General features: G+C 73.0%; 15 protein-coding genes. 8 read left to right on the top strand and 7 right to left on the bottom strand.

Going from position 1 to position 17633, the window contains the following annotated elements; all coding sequences use genetic code 11:
- Nucleotides 1-7: 7 nt before the first annotated feature.
- From J3R08_RS20940 to J3R08_RS20930, 3 genes are all read right to left on the bottom strand, one after another.
- Nucleotides 8-289, bottom strand: a complete 282-nt coding sequence (locus J3R08_RS20940; protein WP_223201390.1) for an SCO0607 family lipoprotein — start codon at nucleotides 287-289, stop codon at nucleotides 8-10.
- A 72-nt stretch (nucleotides 290-361) separates the two neighbouring features.
- Nucleotides 362-637, bottom strand: coding sequence for a hypothetical protein (locus J3R08_RS20935; protein ID WP_030500352.1), 276 nt, complete (start codon nucleotides 635-637; stop codon nucleotides 362-364).
- A gap of 47 nt (nucleotides 638-684) precedes the next feature.
- Nucleotides 685-1116 carry a hypothetical protein gene (locus J3R08_RS20930; protein ID WP_043329796.1) on the bottom strand — a complete coding sequence of 144 codons (432 nt, stop codon included), beginning with the start codon at nucleotides 1114-1116 and terminating at the stop codon, nucleotides 685-687.
- A 416-nt stretch (nucleotides 1117-1532) separates the two neighbouring features.
- Between J3R08_RS20930 and J3R08_RS20925 the strand changes: the two genes are divergently transcribed.
- From J3R08_RS20925 to J3R08_RS20910, 4 genes are read left to right on the top strand one after another with little or no spacing between them, the layout of a single operon-like run.
- Entirely contained in the window at nucleotides 1533-2816 is a 1284-nt protein-coding gene (locus J3R08_RS20925) for an ABC transporter substrate-binding protein (protein ID WP_209962561.1), read from the top strand.
- Nucleotides 2813-3814 (top strand): carbohydrate ABC transporter permease, encoded by a 1002-nt coding sequence (locus J3R08_RS20920; RefSeq protein WP_043329800.1) that lies wholly within the window; start codon nucleotides 2813-2815, stop codon nucleotides 3812-3814. The genes J3R08_RS20925 and J3R08_RS20920 overlap by 4 nt, the downstream gene beginning before the upstream one ends.
- 1 nt (nucleotide 3815) lies before the next feature.
- A complete protein-coding gene (locus J3R08_RS20915) occupies nucleotides 3816-4652 on the top strand; it encodes a carbohydrate ABC transporter permease (protein ID WP_043329801.1) in 837 nt (278 codons plus the stop codon).
- Nucleotides 4653-4661: 9 nt separating this feature from the next.
- Complete coding sequence (locus J3R08_RS20910; RefSeq protein WP_043329803.1) at nucleotides 4662-5870, top strand: ABC transporter ATP-binding protein; 1209 nt, start codon at nucleotides 4662-4664, stop codon at nucleotides 5868-5870.
- Between the two features lie 249 nt (nucleotides 5871-6119).
- Here J3R08_RS20910 and J3R08_RS20905 read toward each other — a convergent pair whose 3' ends face one another.
- Both J3R08_RS20905 and J3R08_RS20900 read right to left on the bottom strand, forming a co-directional pair.
- On the bottom strand, nucleotides 6120-7223 hold the full coding sequence (locus J3R08_RS20905; protein WP_209962559.1) for a winged helix DNA-binding domain-containing protein: 1104 nt from the start codon (nucleotides 7221-7223) through the stop codon (nucleotides 6120-6122).
- Between the two features lie 196 nt (nucleotides 7224-7419).
- Entirely contained in the window at nucleotides 7420-7911 is a 492-nt protein-coding gene (locus tag J3R08_RS20900; protein WP_043329807.1) for a GNAT family N-acetyltransferase, read from the bottom strand.
- Between the two features lie 85 nt (nucleotides 7912-7996).
- On the opposite strand from J3R08_RS20900, the gene wrbA reads away from it, so the two are divergent.
- On the top strand, nucleotides 7997-8614 hold the full coding sequence (gene wrbA / locus J3R08_RS20895) for an NAD(P)H:quinone oxidoreductase (protein ID WP_043329810.1): 618 nt from the start codon (nucleotides 7997-7999) through the stop codon (nucleotides 8612-8614).
- Nucleotides 8615-8683: 69 nt separating this feature from the next.
- On the opposite strand, the gene J3R08_RS20890 is transcribed toward wrbA, so the two are convergent.
- The gene (locus J3R08_RS20890) at nucleotides 8684-10603 is read right to left on the bottom strand and encodes a chorismate-binding protein (RefSeq protein WP_209962557.1); all 1920 of its coding nucleotides are present in this window, start codon (nucleotides 10601-10603) and stop codon (nucleotides 8684-8686) included.
- Nucleotides 10604-10823: 220 nt separating this feature from the next.
- On the opposite strand from J3R08_RS20890, the gene J3R08_RS20885 reads away from it, so the two are divergent.
- The 3 genes from J3R08_RS20885 to J3R08_RS20875 are packed head-to-tail and all read left to right on the top strand — an operon-like array spanning nucleotide 10824 to nucleotide 15320.
- The gene (locus tag J3R08_RS20885) at nucleotides 10824-12194 is read left to right on the top strand and encodes an FGGY family carbohydrate kinase (protein ID WP_113972424.1); all 1371 of its coding nucleotides are present in this window, start codon (nucleotides 10824-10826) and stop codon (nucleotides 12192-12194) included.
- A 31-nt stretch (nucleotides 12195-12225) separates the two neighbouring features.
- Entirely contained in the window at nucleotides 12226-14901 is a 2676-nt protein-coding gene (locus J3R08_RS20880; RefSeq protein WP_069087744.1) for a nitrate- and nitrite sensing domain-containing protein, read from the top strand.
- A 5-nt stretch (nucleotides 14902-14906) separates the two neighbouring features.
- Nucleotides 14907-15320, top strand: coding sequence for a roadblock/LC7 domain-containing protein (locus tag J3R08_RS20875; protein WP_196806755.1), 414 nt, complete (start codon nucleotides 14907-14909; stop codon nucleotides 15318-15320).
- A 51-nt stretch (nucleotides 15321-15371) separates the two neighbouring features.
- On the opposite strand, the gene J3R08_RS20870 is transcribed toward J3R08_RS20875, so the two are convergent.
- A complete protein-coding gene (locus tag J3R08_RS20870) occupies nucleotides 15372-16865 on the bottom strand; it encodes a GH1 family beta-glucosidase (RefSeq protein ID WP_043329818.1) in 1494 nt (497 codons plus the stop codon).
- Nucleotides 16866-17633 lie beyond the last annotated feature (768 nt).

The following is a 17633-nucleotide window of genomic DNA, read 5'->3' as shown; positions in this document are numbered from 1 at the left end:
GTCGGCGTCAGCGGTCGATGATGTTGTTGTTCTCGTCGATGCCGTGGGTGCGCCAGTAGACGTCCCACTCGTCGTCGACGTGCTGCGGCACCTTGCCCTCCGGGTAGCGCACATACGGCGGGGACGGCTCTTCCCCGTCCGGCACGCAGGAACTGCCGCCCTGCGGACCGACCGCGATCACCGGGTACTCGTCGCTGCCGCAGATGCTCTGCCGCAGGGAACAGCCGGTGGTCGCCATCAGCCCGGCCAGTCCGAGCACGGCAAGAACAATCATGATTCGAGTTCGCACGGGGAGAATTGTCGTCGCCCCGGGCGGACCCGCCATCGGTACGCGTACTCAATTCCAGGGGGCGGCCCGGGCTCAGGTCAGCTCGCCCCGCACGATCGCCACCGCCACCCGGCAGAACTCGTCCATGTCGGGCTGGAAGCCGGCCGCGATGTCCGGGTGCAGGCCGGAGCGGGTCTCGTCGAGCAGGCGGCGGCACACGTCCTCCACCGGCTCGCCCGCGTAGCCGGAGCGGACCCGGTCCGCGGCGGCCTGCAGGGCCGAGGTCAGCTGATCCTCCAGCGGGCCACGCAGCTTCTGCTGCACAGGGTCAAGCCCGCTCGGGTCGAGCGTGACATGTGGCTCCGACATCGGCGCTCCCTTCGTCGGCGTCCGCGGTACCCCACCGCGAACGTCGGTCAAACCATCGTCGGTACGGCCGACACCCGGACCAAATACGAGAACTCCTCTGCCGGCTCCTCGACGTACGACAGCCGGCGGATCTGCCGGTCGTCGGACCAGAGCGCGACGTCGACCAGCACCCCGAGGTGGGCGAGACCGATGTTGGCGACCCGCTTCTTGTCCTGGAGCACCGCGCACACGCCGCCGAGCAGCGTGCTGGCGTCGGAGGTGCGGTGCCCGGGCGGGCACCGCAGGGTGAGGTCCACCTCCACCGGGCCGGTGAGCGGCGTCCACCCGGTGCGCTGGGCCGCCGTGCAGGCGGCCTGGAGCAGGGTACGGACTCTCGTCGCCTGCCGGTGCCCGGCGGCGAAGATGGACAGGGCCTCGGTCTTGACCGGGGGCAGGCCGCTCACCTCGAACGTCAGGGCGAGAGCGCGGGTGTCCTGCACGACGGCACCTCCTCGGGGCGAATCCTGCCCAACCGGGGAACGAGCGGACGGCACTTTCCCGACAGAACCAACCGATCGGGCGGGCAGTGGGGGACGGCCGGAGGCGTATCGACGTCGACGGCGACGCGCCGGCTACGGAGCCAGCCCCACGCTAATGCACGACCGCTGACGCTCGGTAGCCTCGCCGTTTCACGACGTGGGACGGCGTGTCGGCCGCGCCCCGTCGTCGCGCTGCCGACGGTGTGCGCGCCGTCACCGTCACATGTCCGTGATGTTTCGCTCCGTCGCAGGTCGGGCACGTTCAGCCGCACGACACGCCCGGGGCGTTCGGTGATCGGACCGAGAACCCCGCCGTCTCGCCGTGCGCCGGGGCACGGGTCACTCCCCGGTTCTTCGCCGAAGAGAGGGGGAGGGTGATGACGACAGTCCCCGACACGGCCGCACGACGGCCGGCCGGACGCGCGGTGGCGGCAGCCGCCGCGCTCGCGTTGGTGGCCCCGCTGGCAGCCTGCGGATCCGGCGGCGACGGCGGCGTCCCCACGATCAACCTGTACTACCCGCCGGAGCAGAACCTGCAGAAGGTCGTCGACACCTGCAACACGGCGGCGCAGGGCCGGTACCGCATCGACTACCGGGTGCTGCCGCGCGAGGCCGACGAGCAGCGGGTGCAGATGGTGCGGCGGCTCGCCGCGCAGGACAGCGGGATGGACGTGCTCGGCCTGGACGTCACGTGGACCCAGGAGTTCGCCAGCGCGAAGTGGATCCGGGAGTGGACCGGCGAGGACAAGGCCGAGGCGGAGCGGGGCACGCTGGCCGGCCCGCTGGACACCGCCCGGTACGAGGACAAGCTGTACGCCGCGCCCAAGAACACGAACGTGCAGCTGCTGTGGTACCGGTCGGACCTGGTGTCGCAGCCGCCGAAGACCTGGGACGAGATGATCTCCGCCGCCCAGCAGCTCAAGGAGCAGGGCAAGCCGTACCAGGTGCTCACCATGGGCGCCCAGTACGAGGGCCTGGTCGTCCTCTACAACACGCTCGCCGAGAGCGCCGGCGGCAAGATCCTCAGTGACGACGGCAAGAAGGCGGAGATGGACGCCGGCGCGGTACGCGCGCTCGACCAGCTCAAGAAGTTCGCCACGTCCGGCGTGACGTCGCCGTCGTTCAGCAACGCGCTGGAGGACCCGGTGCGGCTGGAGTTCCAGTCCGGCAAGGGCGCGTTCCAGGTGAACTGGCCGTTCGTCTATCCGGCGCTCCAGGAGGCCAACCCGGAGCTGGCGAAGAACGTGAAGTGGGCCCGGGTGCCGGGCATCGACCCGGGCACCCCCAGCAAGGTCACCATCGGCGGGGTCAACCTGGCGGTCAGCAGCTACTCGAAGCACCCGGAGGAGGCGTTCGAGGTGGCCCGCTGCCTGCGCAACGCCGAGAACCAGAAGTTCTCCGCCGTCAACGACGGCGTGCCGCCCACCATCGAGGCCGTCTACGACGACCCGGAGATGACCGAGGCGTACCCGATGAAGGAGACCATCCTGGAGGAGCTGAAGGAGCCGGCGGTGCGACCGCTGACCCCGGCGTACCAGAGCATCTCCACGGTGATGTCGGCGATCCTGTCGCCGCCGTCGGCGATCCGGCCCGAGCAGACCGCCGACGAGCTGCGCAAGGCGATCTCCGACGCGCTGGAGTCCAAGGGGGTTCTGCCATGAGCGTGAACGCCACTCCGGCCGGCGCGCAGGCCGCCGCCGAGGCCGAGTCCGAGCAGCCCGGCGGCCGGCACGCCGCAGTGCCGCAGCAGCGGTCGCGGCGCGGCTCCCGCGCCCCGCTGAGCGAGAACAAGCGGGCCGAACGGCGGCTCGGCTGGCTGCTGTGCGCACCGGCCGCGCTGGTCATGGTGCTGGTCACCGCGTACCCGATCCTGTACTCCGTCTGGTTGTCGCTGCAACGCTTCGACCTGCGCTTCCCCGACGAGCGGCAGTTCGTCGGGCTGGAGAACTACGTCACCGTGCTCACCAACGACTTCTGGTGGACCGCGTTCGGGGTGACCGCCCTGATCACCGTGGTCACCGTCGCGGTCGAGCTGGTGCTCGGCATGGGCCTGGCGCTGATCATGCACCGGACGCTCGTCGGCCGGGGGATCGTCCGCACCGCCGCGCTGATCCCGTACGGCATCGTCACTGTGGTCGCGGCGTTCTCCTGGCGGTACGCCTGGACGCCCGGCACCGGCTACCTGGCGAACCTGTTCGACGGCAGCGCCCCGCTCACCGAGCGGGCCAGCTCGCTGGCGATCATCATGCTGGCGGAGATCTGGAAGACCACCCCGTTCATGGCGCTGCTGCTGATGGCCGGGCTGGCGCTGGTGCCGGAGGACCTGCTCAAGGCGGCCTCCACCGACGGCGCGACGGCGTGGCAGCGGTTCACCAAGGTGATGCTGCCGGTGATGAAGCCGGCCATCCTGGTCGCGCTGCTGTTCCGCACGCTCGACGCGTTCCGGGTCTTCGACAACATCTTCGTGCTCACCAACGGCGGCAACGAGACGTCGTCGGTGTCGATGCTCGCCTACAACAACCTGATCCGGGGCCTGAACCTCGGCATCGGCTCCACGATGTCGGTGCTGATCTTCATCACCGTGGCGATCATCGCCTTCGTGTTCGTGAAGCTGTTCGGCACCGCTGCCCCGGGCAGCGACGATGGGGAGAGGCGCTGACATGGCAGTGGAATCCACCACGCGGGCGAAGGTGCGCTGGGGCCTGCTGGACGTCGTGGTCGTCGTCTTCGCGCTGGTCCCCGTGCTCTGGATCGCCTCGCTGTCGTTCAAGACCCCGGCCACGCTCACCGACGGCAAGTTCTGGCCGCGCGAGTGGACGCTGGACAACTACCGGACCATCTTCGACACCGACCAGTTCGTCCGGGCCCTGATCAACTCCATCGGCATCGCGCTGATCGCCACCACCATCGCGGTGGTGCTCGGGGCGATGGCCGCGTACGCGATCTCCCGCCTGGACTTCCCCGGCAAGAAGCTGCTGGTCGGCGTCTCGCTGCTGATCGCGATGTTCCCGCAGGTGTCGCTGGTGTCGCCGCTGTTCGAGATCGAGCGGCAGCTCGGCCTGTTCGACACCTGGCCGGGTCTGATCCTGCCCTACATCACGTTCGCGTTGCCGCTGGCGATCTACACGCTGTCGGCCTTCTTCAAGCAGATCCCGTGGGACCTGGAGAAGGCGGCGAAGATGGACGGCGCCACCCAGGCCCAGGCGTTCCGGCGGGTGATCGCGCCGCTGGCCGCGCCGGGCGTGTTCACCACCGCCATCCTGGTCTTCATCTTCTGCTGGAACGACTTCCTGTTCGCGATCACGCTCACCTCGACCGAGCGGTCCCGCACGGTCCCGGTGGCGCTGCAGTTCTTCACCGGCGAGTCGCAGTTCGAGGACCCGACCGGGGCGATCTGCGCCGCCGCCGTGGTGATCACCGTGCCGATCATCCTGTTCGTGCTCTTCTTCCAGCGCCGCATCGTCTCCGGTCTGACCTCCGGCGCAGTCAAGGGATAGGTGGTAGCAATGGCCGACATCGTGCTGGACAAGGTGAGCAAGCGGTTCCCGGACGGGACCACCGCCGTACAGGACGTCGACCTGGAGATCGCCGACGGCGAGTTCGTCATCCTGGTCGGTCCGTCCGGCTGCGGGAAGTCCACCACGCTCAACATGATCGCCGGGCTGGAGGACATCAGCTCCGGTGAGCTGCGCATCGGCGGCGAGCGGGTCAACGACAAGGCGCCCCGCGACCGCGACATCGCCATGGTCTTCCAGTCGTACGCGCTCTACCCGAACATGACCGTTCGGGAGAACATGGCGTTCCCGCTGCGGCTGGCGAAGCTGGACAAGGAGACCATCAACCAGAAGGTCGACGAGGCGGCGAAGGTGCTGGAGCTGACCGCGCTGCTGGACCGCAAGCCGGCCAACCTCTCCGGCGGCCAGCGGCAGCGGGTGGCGATGGGCCGGGCGATCGTCCGCCAGCCCAAGGCGTTCCTGATGGACGAGCCGCTGTCGAACCTGGACGCCAAGCTGCGGGTGCAGATGCGCACCGTGGTGTCGCGGCTGCAGAAGCAACTCGGCACCACCACCGTCTACGTCACCCACGACCAGACCGAGGCGATGACGCTCGGCGACCGGGTGGTCATCATGCGCGGCGGCGCGGTGCAGCAGGTCGGCCCGCCGCAGGAGCTGTACGACCACCCGCGCAACCTCTTCGTCGCCGGGTTCATCGGCTCGCCTTCGATGAACTTCGTGCACGCCGCGGTGGAGGACGGGAAGCTGCGGACCGCGCTCGGAGACGTGCCGGTCGGCGAGCGGGTCCGCCGCGAGCTGGAGGCCGGTGACGCGCCCCGCGAGCTGATCCTCGGCATCCGGCCGGAGCACTTCGAGGACGCCGCGTTGATCGACGACGAGACCCGCCGCCGGGGCATGGAGTTCGAGGCGCCGGTGGACATCGTCGAGTCGATGGGTTCGGACAAGTACGTCTACTTCACCGTCGAGGGGGAGCGGGCGACCGCCGCCGAACTGGAGGAGCTGGCCGCCGACGCGGGCGCGGCGGACTTCGCGGGCGGCGGCTCGAACCTGGTCACCCGCCTGTCGGCGGAGTCCCCGGTACGCGAGGGCGAGTCGCGCCGGGTGTGGTTCAACCTGGAAAAGATCCACCTGTTCGACCCGGGCAGCGGCCGTAACCTGACGCTGCACGAGGGCCGTTCGGCCGGCGCTCTGGCCGACTGACCCCGGACGCGCGAAGGGGCCGGTGGCACGCGGTGCCGCCGGCCCTTCGGCCTTGTCCGGCCAGCTCACCCTCCCTCCGTAGTCGGCCATCGGCGTGAGTGGAACGCCACGGGTGTCTCGGCGCGGTTTTGACACCCATGGCGTTCCACCGAGCACGAGCGCGGCGACCCGATGCGCCGATGGCTGCAGAGCAAAGGGGATGCTCGGCAGCAGAGGAGAATGAGGTAGGGCAACGGCGGGAGCCGTCGCTCACCAGGAGTGACGCAGCTCCAGGCCGAGGAAGCGGGCGTAACCCGTCAGCGCGGCGTCCACCCGGGTGCGCAGCGCGGCGTCGAACGGCACGAGCTGGTGCGCTGTCACTGTCACCGCCCGCGCGCCGATCGTCCGCGTCCAGGTGCCGACCACGCGCCCGCCGCGCACCACGGTCGACCGGAACATCCCGTTGTTGCCGGGGACCACCGCTGCGGCATGCGCCGGGTCGAGCATCAGCGACCGGTCCTTGAAGCCGAGCAGGTATTCGTCGAAGCCGGGCAGCGTGTGCACGTCGTCGACGGGCGCGCGGGGCGTGTCGAGCAGCGCGGCGTCGACCACCGCGGGCTCGCCGTCGACCTCGACCGGGGCGAGCAGGTCACCGGCCAGCGTGATCGCCCGGGTCGCGTCGGTGACGGTGAGGCCGGTCCACCGGGCCAGCTCGTGCCGGGTCACCGGGCCGTGGCCGCGCACATAGCGGTGCGCCAGCAACGCCAGCGCCTCGTCGCGCTCCGGGCGGCGCGGATCGGGCGCCCACTCGTCGAGCAGCACGAACGTCTGTTCGTTGCCGACGTGCGGGGCGATGCAGGTGACGCCGCGCTGGCTGGCGTACCAGAGCAGGTGGTAGCCGCGTTGACCATCCGTGTCCAGCCCGGCGGCGCGCAGCGCGGCCAGGCACTCGGCGCGGGTGAGCCGGCCGCCGCCGGCCAGCGCCGCACCCAGCACCTCACCGGCCCGTTCACCGTCGGCGACCGTCAGCCCGAGCTGCCGCCACCGCGCGGCGATGCCGGCGAGCGTCCGCACCCCGGTCAGGTCCAGCAGCCACCGCGCGTCCCGCGCCGGCACCAGGTGCACGGTGCCGCGCATCGGCCAGGTGCGCAGGGCCTCCCGCCGCTCCAGCGCCGCGCGGACGTCGTTCTGGGTGGCGCCGGGAAGGCGTACGCCGAGCGACCACAACCCGCTCGCGGCGTCCTGGGCCTGCATGGCGCCGAACCACTCGACCACGTCGGCGACGCCCTCGGGACGGGCCGTCGGGTGCGGGCGCAGCAGCAGGCCGGTCATCCGTAGCGCGAGCGCCTCGGCGCGGCTGAGGCGAACGGTCACGGGCGTCAGCGTAGGCCCGGGGTCCGACAGCCCCTGATCGCGCTGCGCCGGCCGCGCTGCCGACGAAGCGCGATCCCCCGTTCAGGTTCCCGGCGCGGGGCAGCCGACTTGGCTGGCGCCGGTCCGACCAGGATCCTCGCTGAGCTGGGCCGGGAAAGCGTTTTCGCGCGGAACTTGCGCAAATCTTGAGCCTCGGTCAGTCGAGCCGCCGGTGCATGACGAGCAGGTCGACGTACCCCCGGGTGGGGTGCCGGAAGCCCTCCGGCACCCGGCCGATCACCGCGAAGCCCAGCGACCGCCACAGCGCGACCGCCCGGGTGTTGGTGGCCACCACCGCGTTGAACTGCATGGCCCGGTAGCCGTCGGCCCGGGCCGCGGCGAGCACGTGCCCGGCCAGTGCCCGCCCGACGCCGTGCCCGGCGGCGGCCGGGGCGACCATGAACGAGGCGTTCGCCACGTGGTCGCCGGGGCCGCCCTGGTTGGGCGCGAGCTTCGCCGAGCCGAGCACCGCGCCGTCCGGCGCCACCGCGACCACCGTCCGCGCCGGTGGGCCCGGCATCCAGAGCCGCCGGGCCTGCTCCTGCGTGACGTCCGGGGGCCAGGTGTACGTCTCGCCGGCCGCGACGATCTCGCGCAGGAACGGCCAGATCAGTGGCCAGTCGGCGGCGGTGGCGGTGCGGATCTCCACCTGGCGAGCATGCCACGCCCGCCGTTTGACGCGACAAGTAACGGGTAGTCGCGGGAGTTGACCCCAAACGAGGAGGGATCGTCTGATGGATGGCCAGGTCAAGGTCGCGGTGATCTACTACAGCGCGACCGGCATCACCTACCAGATGGCGCAGTCGGCAGTCGAGGCGGCGGAGGAAGCCGGTGCCGAGGTGCGCCTGCGCAAGGTGCGTGAGCTGGCGCCCGACGAGGCGATCCGCTCCAACTCGGGCTGGCAGGCGCACCGGCTGGAGACCCAGGACGTGATGGAGGCCCAGCCGGACGACCTCTCCTGGGCCGACGTGGTGATCATGGGTTCGCCCACCCGGTACGGCATGGTCGCCGCACAGCTCAAGCAGTTCATCGACACCACCGGCCCGCTCTGGGCGGCCGGCGCGCTCGCCGACAAGGTGTACAGCGGCTTCACCTCGACCGCCACCTCGCACGGCGGCCAGGAGGCGACGCTGCTGTCGCTGTACACGATCTTCTACCACTGGGGCGGGATCGTGGTGACCCCCGGCTACACCGACCCGAGCCAGTTCGTCGCCGGCAACCCGTACGGCGCCTCGCACACCAGCAACAACGGCGAGGTGGCCCCGGACCACGTGGCCCTGACCGCCACCGCGCTGACCGCCAAGCGGGCCACGCTCATGGGCGCCGCGCTGAAGCGGGGCATGGCCGGCTGACCGGCGGATGGCGACCGGTGGCCGGACGGGGGCTCTCGAACCCGTCCGGACCACCGGTCGCCACTCGCCCTACCCGCGATCGGCCGCTCCATGCGCGCTCAGCGCGGGCCGGTCGAGCAGATGTCCGAGCAGATCCGCCAGGACCGAGGTGCCGTCCTGGCTCAGCACCGACTCCGGGTGGAACTGCACCCCGGCGAAACCCGCCCCGCGCAGCGCGTGCACCGCGCCGTCGGCCGGGTCGCGGGACAGCTCCACCGGGCCGTACGGGCCGGTCATCCGGTCGGCGTCGGCGCGGGCGGTGAAGCTGGCGTAGAAGCCGACCCGGCGGGTCACCCCGAACACCGGCACGTCGCGCGGCAACCCCTGGTACGGCGCGTCCCGCCGGTGCAGCGGCAGACCCAGCAGCCCGGCGAGCAGCTGGTGGCCCAGGCACACCGCGAGCGTCGGCCGACCGGAGGCGAGCAGCTCGGCCAGCAGCGCCCGCAGCGCCACCATCTTCGGCGCGTCCGGGTCCCGCGGGTCGCCCGGCCCGGGGCCGACCACCACCAGGTCGTACCCGTCGAGCGGGCCCGGGTCCGGCCAGTCCCGCCGGGTCACCGCCAGCCCCAGCGCGCCGAGCTGGTGGGCGAGCATGCCGGTGAACGTGTCCTCGCCGTCGACGATCAGCGCCCGCCGGCCGGCGAGCCCGCGCAGCGCCAGCGCGCCCGGCCGGCGCTGCTCCAGCCAGAACCGGGCCAGCGGCGCGTTGCGGGCGGCCAGCGCGGCCTGCACCTCCGGGTCGTCGGCGTACCTGACGGCCGGCTCGGCGCCGGCGCCCGGCGCGTCCGGGCCGAGACCGAGCGCGGCCAGCACGCCCGCCGCCTTCGCGTGCGTCTCCGCTACCTCCCCGGCGGTCGTCGAGTGCCGCACCAGCGTGGCGCCGACCGGCACCCGCAGCGCGCCCTCGGGCGAGATCTCGGCCGTCCGGATCAGGATCGGCGCGTCCAGCGTCTGCCGGCCCTGCTCGTCGCGTCCGAGCAGTGCGAGCACCCCGGCGTAGTAGCGCCGGCCGGCGCGCTCGTGCCGGGCGATGACCCGGCAGGCGTTCTCCATCGGGCTGCCGGTCACGGTCGGGGCGAACATGGTCTCCCGCAGCACCTCCCGCACGTCCCGGGAGCAGCGCCCGGCCAGCAGGTACTCGGTGTGCGCCAGGTGCGCCATCTCCTTCAGGTACGGCCCGACCACCTGGCCGCCGTGCTCGGCGACCACTGCCATCATCTTCAGCTCCTCGTCCAGCACCATGTACAGCTCCTCCACCTCCTTCGGATCGTGCAGGAAGCGCAGCAGCTCAGCCCGGTCGACGGTCTCGCCCCGGTGCCGGAACGTGCCGCTGATCGGGTTCATCTCGACCAGACCGTCGGCGACGCTGACGTGCCGCTCCGGGCTGGCGCCGACCAGGATCCGGGCGCCGGTGTGCACCAGGAACGTCCAGTACGCGCCCCGCTCGCGCAGCAGCAGCCGGCGCAGCGCGGCCAGGGCCGCGGCAAGTGGGTCGCCCTGCACCGTGGCGCGCATGGTGCGGTGGATGACGAAGTTCGCGCCCTCACCCCGGCCGATCTCGTCGGCGAGCACCCGGTCCACCATCGCCGCGTACTCGTCGTCGGCGATGTCGAAGCCGGCGTCGGTGGTGCGTACGGCGGCGTCGGGCAGCGCGCCGAGCAGCTCGGCCAGTGGTATCCGCCGGTGCGCCTCGACGGTCAGGAACTCCAGCGGCATGCCGTCGTCCACGCACTCGAAGCCACGCTCGGTGACCTGCCGGAACGGCACCACTGCCAGCGTGCGCGGGCCGGCGCCGTCGTCGGGCAGCGGCAGGTCGGCGAGCCGGTCGGCGGTGCGTACCGGACCGGTGAACAGGTCGACGTGGTCGACGCCCTCGCGGCGGACGAGCGCGAACGGGCCGGGGTCGTGGCCGGCCGCGACGGCGGCGAGCGGGTCGGACGGGCGGGTCATCGGGTCTCCTCGGTGGGCCGGTGACCGCCGACGTGGGCGACCCGGGATGCCGGGGAAGACCGGCGGCCGCCTCGTCGGGCGGCCGCGTGGGGAAGCTACGCGCGGGGGTGGGCCGCCGGGTCGGCGGGCCACCAGCAGGACAGGTGCGCGGGCATGACCGTCACTGTACGCGATCAGGCCGCCTCCGGTAAGCCGGTCGCGCCGGGTAGGTTGATCGGCGATGGACATCCTCGCTCTCGATCTGGGCACCTCCTCGGTGCGTGGGCTGGTGCTCGACGCGGACGCGGTGCCGCGTCCGGGCGCGCTGGCCCGTCGCCGGGTGCATCTGGTCACCGGGGACGACGGCACCGGGACGCTGGACGGCCCGGCCTACCTGGCGTGCCTGACGGAGTGCCTGGACGAGCTGGCCGCCGGCGGGCACCTGCGGGACGTGGATCTGGTGGCCACCTCCGCGCAGTGGCACTCGGTGCTGCCGCTGGCCGCCGACGGCACCCCGTCGGGACCGGTGCTGACCTGGCTGGACACCCGGCCGGAGGCGCTCGCCGGCGCGGTCGGCCCGGCCGACCCGGCGGACTTCCACAGGCGTACCGGCACGTGGTGGCACCGCTGCTTCTGGTCGGTGCGGCTGCCCTGGCTGCGGGAGCACGGCGCGCGGAACGCACGCTTCACCGGGCTGGCCGAGTACGTGCTCGGCGCGCTGCTCGGCGACGTGCCGATGTCCATGTCGATGGCTTCCGGCACCGGGCTGCTCGACCTGCGCCGCCTGGACTGGGACCCGGAGGCGTGCGAGCTGGCCGGCGTACGCCCGGAGCAGTTGCTGCGGCTGGCCCCGGACGGCTGGCACGGCCGGCTGAACGCGGAGCACGCGCGGCGCTGGCCGCAGCTGGCCGGGGCGCGGTGGGCGGCGCCGGTCGGCGACGGGGCGGCCGCCAACGTCGGGTCGGGTTGCGTCGACCCGACGCGCGCGGCGGTGACCGTCGGCACCTCCGCCGCGGTCCGGATGATGCAGGCCGTGCCGGCGGGCGCGGAGCCGCCGCCGCTGCCGGAGCAGCTCTGGCGGTACCGGGTGGACCACAACCATGTGGTGACCGGCGCGGCGTACTCCAGTGGCGGCAACCTGTTCGCCTGGGCCAACCGGGAGCTGCGGCTGCCCGAGGGCGCGGCGCTCGAGGCGGCGCTGCGCCGGACCACCGGCTCGGTGCGGGCCAACCCGCGGCTGGGCGGTGACCGGCCGCCGGGCACGGCCCCGGCGGGCTCGGGCGAGCTGCGTGGGCTCAGCTTCGGCACCACCGCCGTGGACGTCCTCGCCGGGCTGATGGGTGGCCTGTGCCGGCTCGTCGCCGACGACCTGGTCCTGCTGGAGGGTGGCGTCGGCGAGCCGATGGAGGTGGTCCTCGGCGGCGGGGCGCTGACCGCCTCGCCGTGGTGGCGCGCGGCGTTCGCCGACGCGCTCGCCCCGCGCGAGGTGCGGTGGCAGCGCAACCCGGAGATCGGGGCGGCCGGCGCGGCGCTCGTGGCGCTGGGACGTCTGCCCGAGGCGGCGCACATCGGCGGCATCGGCCGGACGGACGAAACCGCCTCGCACGCGTGACGGTCCGCCCGAAGCGCTGACCGGCCTGCTCGTGCCGTCCGGGCGGCCGTTGACACGGACCGCCGGCCTGGTTGGATGGACTCCGCTCCCCGACGTGGTGGAGTGGAACGAGGAGGCAGGTGTGGGCGCAGGTCCCGACCCGGCTCGTGGCGCGGTCCCGCAGCCGCACCGGCGGCGCTCCGGGTTCCGGCTGCGGGACTGGCGGATGGGCACCAAGCTCGCCACCGTGCTGGTGATCCCGTCGCTGGCGTTCCTCGTCCTGGCCGGCATCCAGACGCGCGGTCTGGTCGGGCAGACCACCACGCTGAGCGCCTTCGCCGAGCAGGTGGGCATCGGCCGGCAGATCGCCGTGGCCGTCGACCGGCTCCAGCACGAGCGGGACCGTACCGCCGGGGAGCTGGCGGGGCTGCGCCGCGCCGGCACCGGCGCCGACCGGGACGCCGCGGTCGCCGCCCTGAAGCCACTGCAGGCGGCCACCGACCGCGCGGTGGCGGACCTGCGTACCGCGGCCGCGCCGCTGGCCGACGCCGACGCGGCCTGGCGGGTGTCCTACTCGGAGGCGCTCGAGGCGTACGACCAGGTCGTCAACATCCGCGCCGCGGTGGCGCCGGCGGTGCTGTCCAGCGACACCGTCCTCAGCAACTACCACCGGTCCGTCGCGGCGCTGCTGAACCTGCTGGCCGAGCCGTCGCCCGGCGGCGGGCGGCAGGAGCTGACCGAGGCGGTGCTGCGCTACGTGCAGCTGTCCCGGGTCAAGGAGTTGTCCTCGCGGATCCGCGCGGAGCTCTACGCCGCCGCCCGCTCCGGCCGGTACGAGGCCGACGACCAGGTGACGCTCAGCGACCTGCGGGCCCAGCAGCTCACCGCGCTCGGCGCGTTCCGGGTCGCGGCGACCGCCGACCAGATCCGCCGCTACGACCAGACCTCGGTCGACCCGGCCTTCGTCGCGGCCACCCGGATGGAGGAACGGACCCTGCCCGGCGGCGGCGACGCGAAGCCGGCGCTGCTCGACGCGGAGCAGTGGTGGTCGGCCAGTGAGCAGCGGCAGGAGTTGCTGCGCCAGATGGAGAGCGGGGTCGTCGACGACGCGGTACGCCGGGCCGACGACGCCAGCGCCCGGCAGCTGCGCGACACGCTGCTGGTGGCCGGTGGCATCGCCACAGTGCTGCTGGTGGCGGTGGCGATCTCGCTGCTGGTCGGCCGGTCGGTGGCCCGCGGCATGCGGCAGCTGCGCGGCCAGGCGCTGCGGATCGCGCAGGTGGATCTGCCGCTGACGCTGGAACGGCTGCGCACTGTGGACCGTCCGGTCGGTGCGATCGACGTGCCGCCCGCGGTGATCGACTCGCAGGACGAGATCGGCGAGCTGGCCGAGGCGTTCGTCGCGGTGCACCGCAGCGCCGTCGACGTGGCGGTCGAGCAGGCGATGATGCGGCGCAACGTCAACGCCATGTTCGTCAACCTGGCCCGGCGCAGCCAGGTGCTCGTCGAGCGTCAGCTGGAGCTGCTCGACGACCTCGAACGCGAGGAGAGCGATCCGGACCAGCTGGAGAATCTGTTCAAGCTCGACCACCTCGCCGCCCGCATGCGCCGCAACGACGAGAGCCTGCTGGTGCTCGCCGGCAGCGAGTCGACCCGGCGGTGGAACCGCCCGGTGGGTCTGGGCGCGGTGCTGCTGGCCGCGAGCGCGGAGATCGAGCAGTACCAGCGGGTACGCCACGAGAACCGGACGGACCTGCACGTCGTCGGGCACGCGGTGGGCGACCTGGTGCACCTGTTCGCGGAGCTGCTGGAGAACGCCACCTCCTTTTCCCGCCCGGAGACCACGGTGCGGGTCGTCGTCGAGCCGGACGGCCGGGGCGCGCTGGTGCGGGTCGTCGACGAAGGGCTGGGCATGAGCCCGGCGGCGCTGGCCGAGGCGAACGCGGTGCTGGCCGAGCCGCCGGCCGCCGACGTGTCGGCCTCGGAGCGGATGGGTCTGTTCGTGGTCAGCCACCTCGGCGCCCGCAACGGCGTACGGGTGCGGTTGCAGGCCGGCGGCGCGGGCCTGGTCGCCCTGGTGCGGATCCCGGTCGAGCTGCTGGCCGAGGCGCCCGCGCCGGAGGCGGGCCGGCCGGTGTCGGCGGGTCGGCCCGTACCGGGGGTGGACCGGAGCGTCCGCACGCCCACCGGTCCGGTCGCGGCGTCCGGGGCGCTCGCGGCGCCGACGGCCGAGCTGCCGGTGGCGGGATGGCGTCCGGCGCCCGGTCAGCCGGCGGCGCTGCCGCTGTCGCCGCTGACCGGCCGTCCGCTCGGGGACGGGCCGGAGGCGCCGACGTCCGGATCGCCGGCGCCCGCCGCGCCGGCCGGCGCCGTGCCGCGCCCCCGGCCGGCCCGGGCCGAGGACGTCCTGACCCCGGCTGTCGCCGGACCCGCCGGCGGTGGCTGGTTCAGCCGGCAGGGGCCGACGGCGTCGCCGCTGGGTGTGACGCCCGCCCCGGCGCCGACGCCGGTGACCGGAGGGACCAACGAGCGGGGACTTCCGGTACGGGTGCCGATGGCCCAGCTCGCCCCGGCCTCCGTGGCCGACCGCCCGGTGATGCGGCACGAGCCGGACCCGGAGGCGGTCGGCGGCATGCTGTCGCGCCTCTACAGCGGGGTGCGGCGCGCCGAGGCCGAGGAGACCACCGAGATGTACCTGCCGCGCGACGAAGGAGGACGACGACAGTGACGACGTTGAGCCAGGAGGCACGCGACCTGAGCTGGCTGGTGAACGCGTTCGCGGAGCGCGTTCCCGGGGTGGCGCACGCGGTGGTGGTGTCCTCCGACGGGCTCCTGGTGGCGATCTCGGCGCATCTGCCCCGGGACCACGCGGACAAGCTCGCCGCGGTGACCTCCGGCCTGATGAGCATCACCGCGGGCGCGGCCCAGATGTTCGACGGCGACGTCGTCAAGCAGACAGTGGTCGAGATGGGGCGCGGCTATTTCCTGGTGATGCAGATCCGGGACGGCTCTATCCTGGCCACGCTGGCCGGGGCGGACGCCGACATCGGCGTGGTCGGCTACGAGATGGCGCGGCTGGCCAAGCAGGCCGGCGAGATGCTCACCCCGGCGCTGCGCGCCGAGCTGCAGCAGGCGCTGCCGCGCTGATCCGCCGATGCGGGGGCCCGGCCGGCGCGCAGCCGGCCGGGCCGCCACCGCCTACAGCCCGTTGCGGCGGATCACGTCGCGGTACCAGTGGGCGCTGCGCTTGAGCACCCGCCGCTGGCTCGCGTAGTCCACGTAGACCAGGCCCCAGCGCTGCTCGTACCCCTCGGCCCACTCGAAGTTGTCCAGCAGCGACCAGACGTGGTAGCTCTCCAGCGGCACCCCGTCGCCGATGGCCCGGTGGGCGGCGGCGAAGTGGTCGCGCAGGAAGCTGACCCGCCCGGCGTCGTCGACGTTGCCGTCCGCGCCGGGCACGTCGGGGCAGGGCAGGCCGTTCTCGGTGATGGTGATCGGCACCCGGCCGTAGTCCCGGGTGACCCGGGTGAGGATGTCGTACATGCCCTCGGGGTAGATCTGCTGCCACTCCGCCTCGGAGGTGGGCCACTTGCGGACCGTGCTGCCGTCGCCGGTGACGTAGATCGGCGTGTAGTACTGCACGGCGAGCAGGTCGACCGGGCTGGAGATGATCTTCAGGTCGCCGTCGCGGACGCCGCGGACCATCCGGCTGTCCGGGCCGCGGTCGTCCAGCACGTCCTGCGGGTACGCGCCCTTGAAGATCGAGTCGAGGTAGAGGCGGTTCTCGTAGCCGTCGTGGAGCTTGGTCGCGGCGGCCGCCTCGGCGCTGTCGTCGGCGGGGTAGCAGGGGTGCAGGTTGAGGGCGGGGCCGATCCGGCCGGTGAGGCCGGAGGCGCGCAGCGCCCGCACGGCGAGGCCGTGGGCGAGCTGGAGGTGGTGGGCGACCAGGTACGCCGCGTCCTCGTCCCGGAAGCCCGGGGCGTGGTGGCCGAAGATGTAGCCGTTCTGCACCACGGTCTTGGGCTCGTTGACGGTCAGCCAGACCGGCACCTGGTCGCCGAGGGCGTGGAACACCGCGTCGGCGTACTCGGCGAAGCGCTCGGCGGTGTCCCGGTTCTCCCAGCCGCCGGCGTCCTGGAGGGCCTGGGGTAAATCCCAGTGGAACAGCGTGGCCATCGGCGCGATGTCACGCTCGTGCAGCCCGTCCACCAGGCGGCGGTAGAAGTCGAGGCCGCGCTGGTTGGGGCGGCCGGAGCCGTCGGCCTGGATGCGGGGCCAGGAGATGGAGAACCGGTAGCTGCGCAGTCCCAGGTCGCGCATCAGGTCGAGGTCCTGCGCGTACCTGTGGTAGTGGTCAGCCGCGACGTCGCCGGTGTCACCGTTGCGGATGCGCCCCGGCGTGTGGCTGAAGGTGTCCCAGACGGACTCACCCCGCCCGTCCTCCTTGGCGGCCCCCTCGATCTGGTACGCCGAGGTCGCCGCGCCCCAGCCGAAGCCGTCCGGGAAGCGCAGTCCGCGGTCCTGCTCCGGGTCGGTGGCGCGCTCGGGCGGGCTGTCGCAGCCGCCGAGCGCGACTGTCGACGCGGCGGTCGCCGTCGCGGTGGCGCCGGCGAGCCCGGTCCGGGCCGCGCCGGCCGCGGTCGCGGACAGGGCGGCGCGGCGGAGCAGGCGCCGTCGGGTGAGTAACGACATGAGGTTTCTCCTCGGAGTGACGGGCCGCCCTGGGCCGGGAGCGCTCCCATCATAGCCAGGGAGCGGCCGGCCCTGATCCGGCGGTCGCGGCGAGGTGCGGCGCGGCCGGCGGGCGGCCGGAAAGTGGGTGGGCGGGGGCGTCGCTCGGGAACGCCGCTCGGGGCGGCGTGAGCGGCGAGGGGTGGGGTGGATAGCGAGAAAGGCCGTCCGGGTGGCGTGTCACGCCTGTCCCGTCGGCCTCTTTTGCCGTCGACAACGGGGGTTTAGTGTGGGGACGGGGGAGGGCAACCCCCGTCCCCACCGATGGTGCACACACGCACGAAGTGGAATTGGCGTCCGTCGTGCGCGTCGCGCGGGAGCCGGGCCACGCGAGTGGCTCTGGTTCCACCTCCCTCCGTTTGGCGGGTGGCGGCCGGTGGCGGCGTCCGGGCTGGTCCGCCGCCGGCCTCTGGGCCGACGCGCCGGGCACGGGCGTACCCGGCGATCCAGTACTTGTATCACCGTCGATGGAAGCGCTCCCATCGGCGATGCTGCGACTGTAACGCCCGTCACGGGTTTGGAAAAGCCCCTAAACGAGATCGAAACATGGAAGCGCGTATCTGCGCTGGCCGTTGTGGTGGGAGCGCTTCCATGTCACACTCTCGTCACGCCACGCGGAGCCAGTGACGCGAGCGCGGGCCGCCGAGGGCACCCGGTGACAACCGGTGCGGCGCCCCGATCCCCGGCACGGCCGGGACGACCACCTTTCCGGACGCCTCCGTCCCCCCG

This window comes from Micromonospora sp. HB375 (assembly GCF_017872985.1).
Lineage (GTDB): Bacteria > Actinomycetota > Actinomycetes > Mycobacteriales > Micromonosporaceae > Micromonospora > Micromonospora chalcea.
The sequence above is the reverse complement of the archived record's forward strand: the minus strand, read 5'-3'. Positions and strand labels throughout refer to the sequence as shown.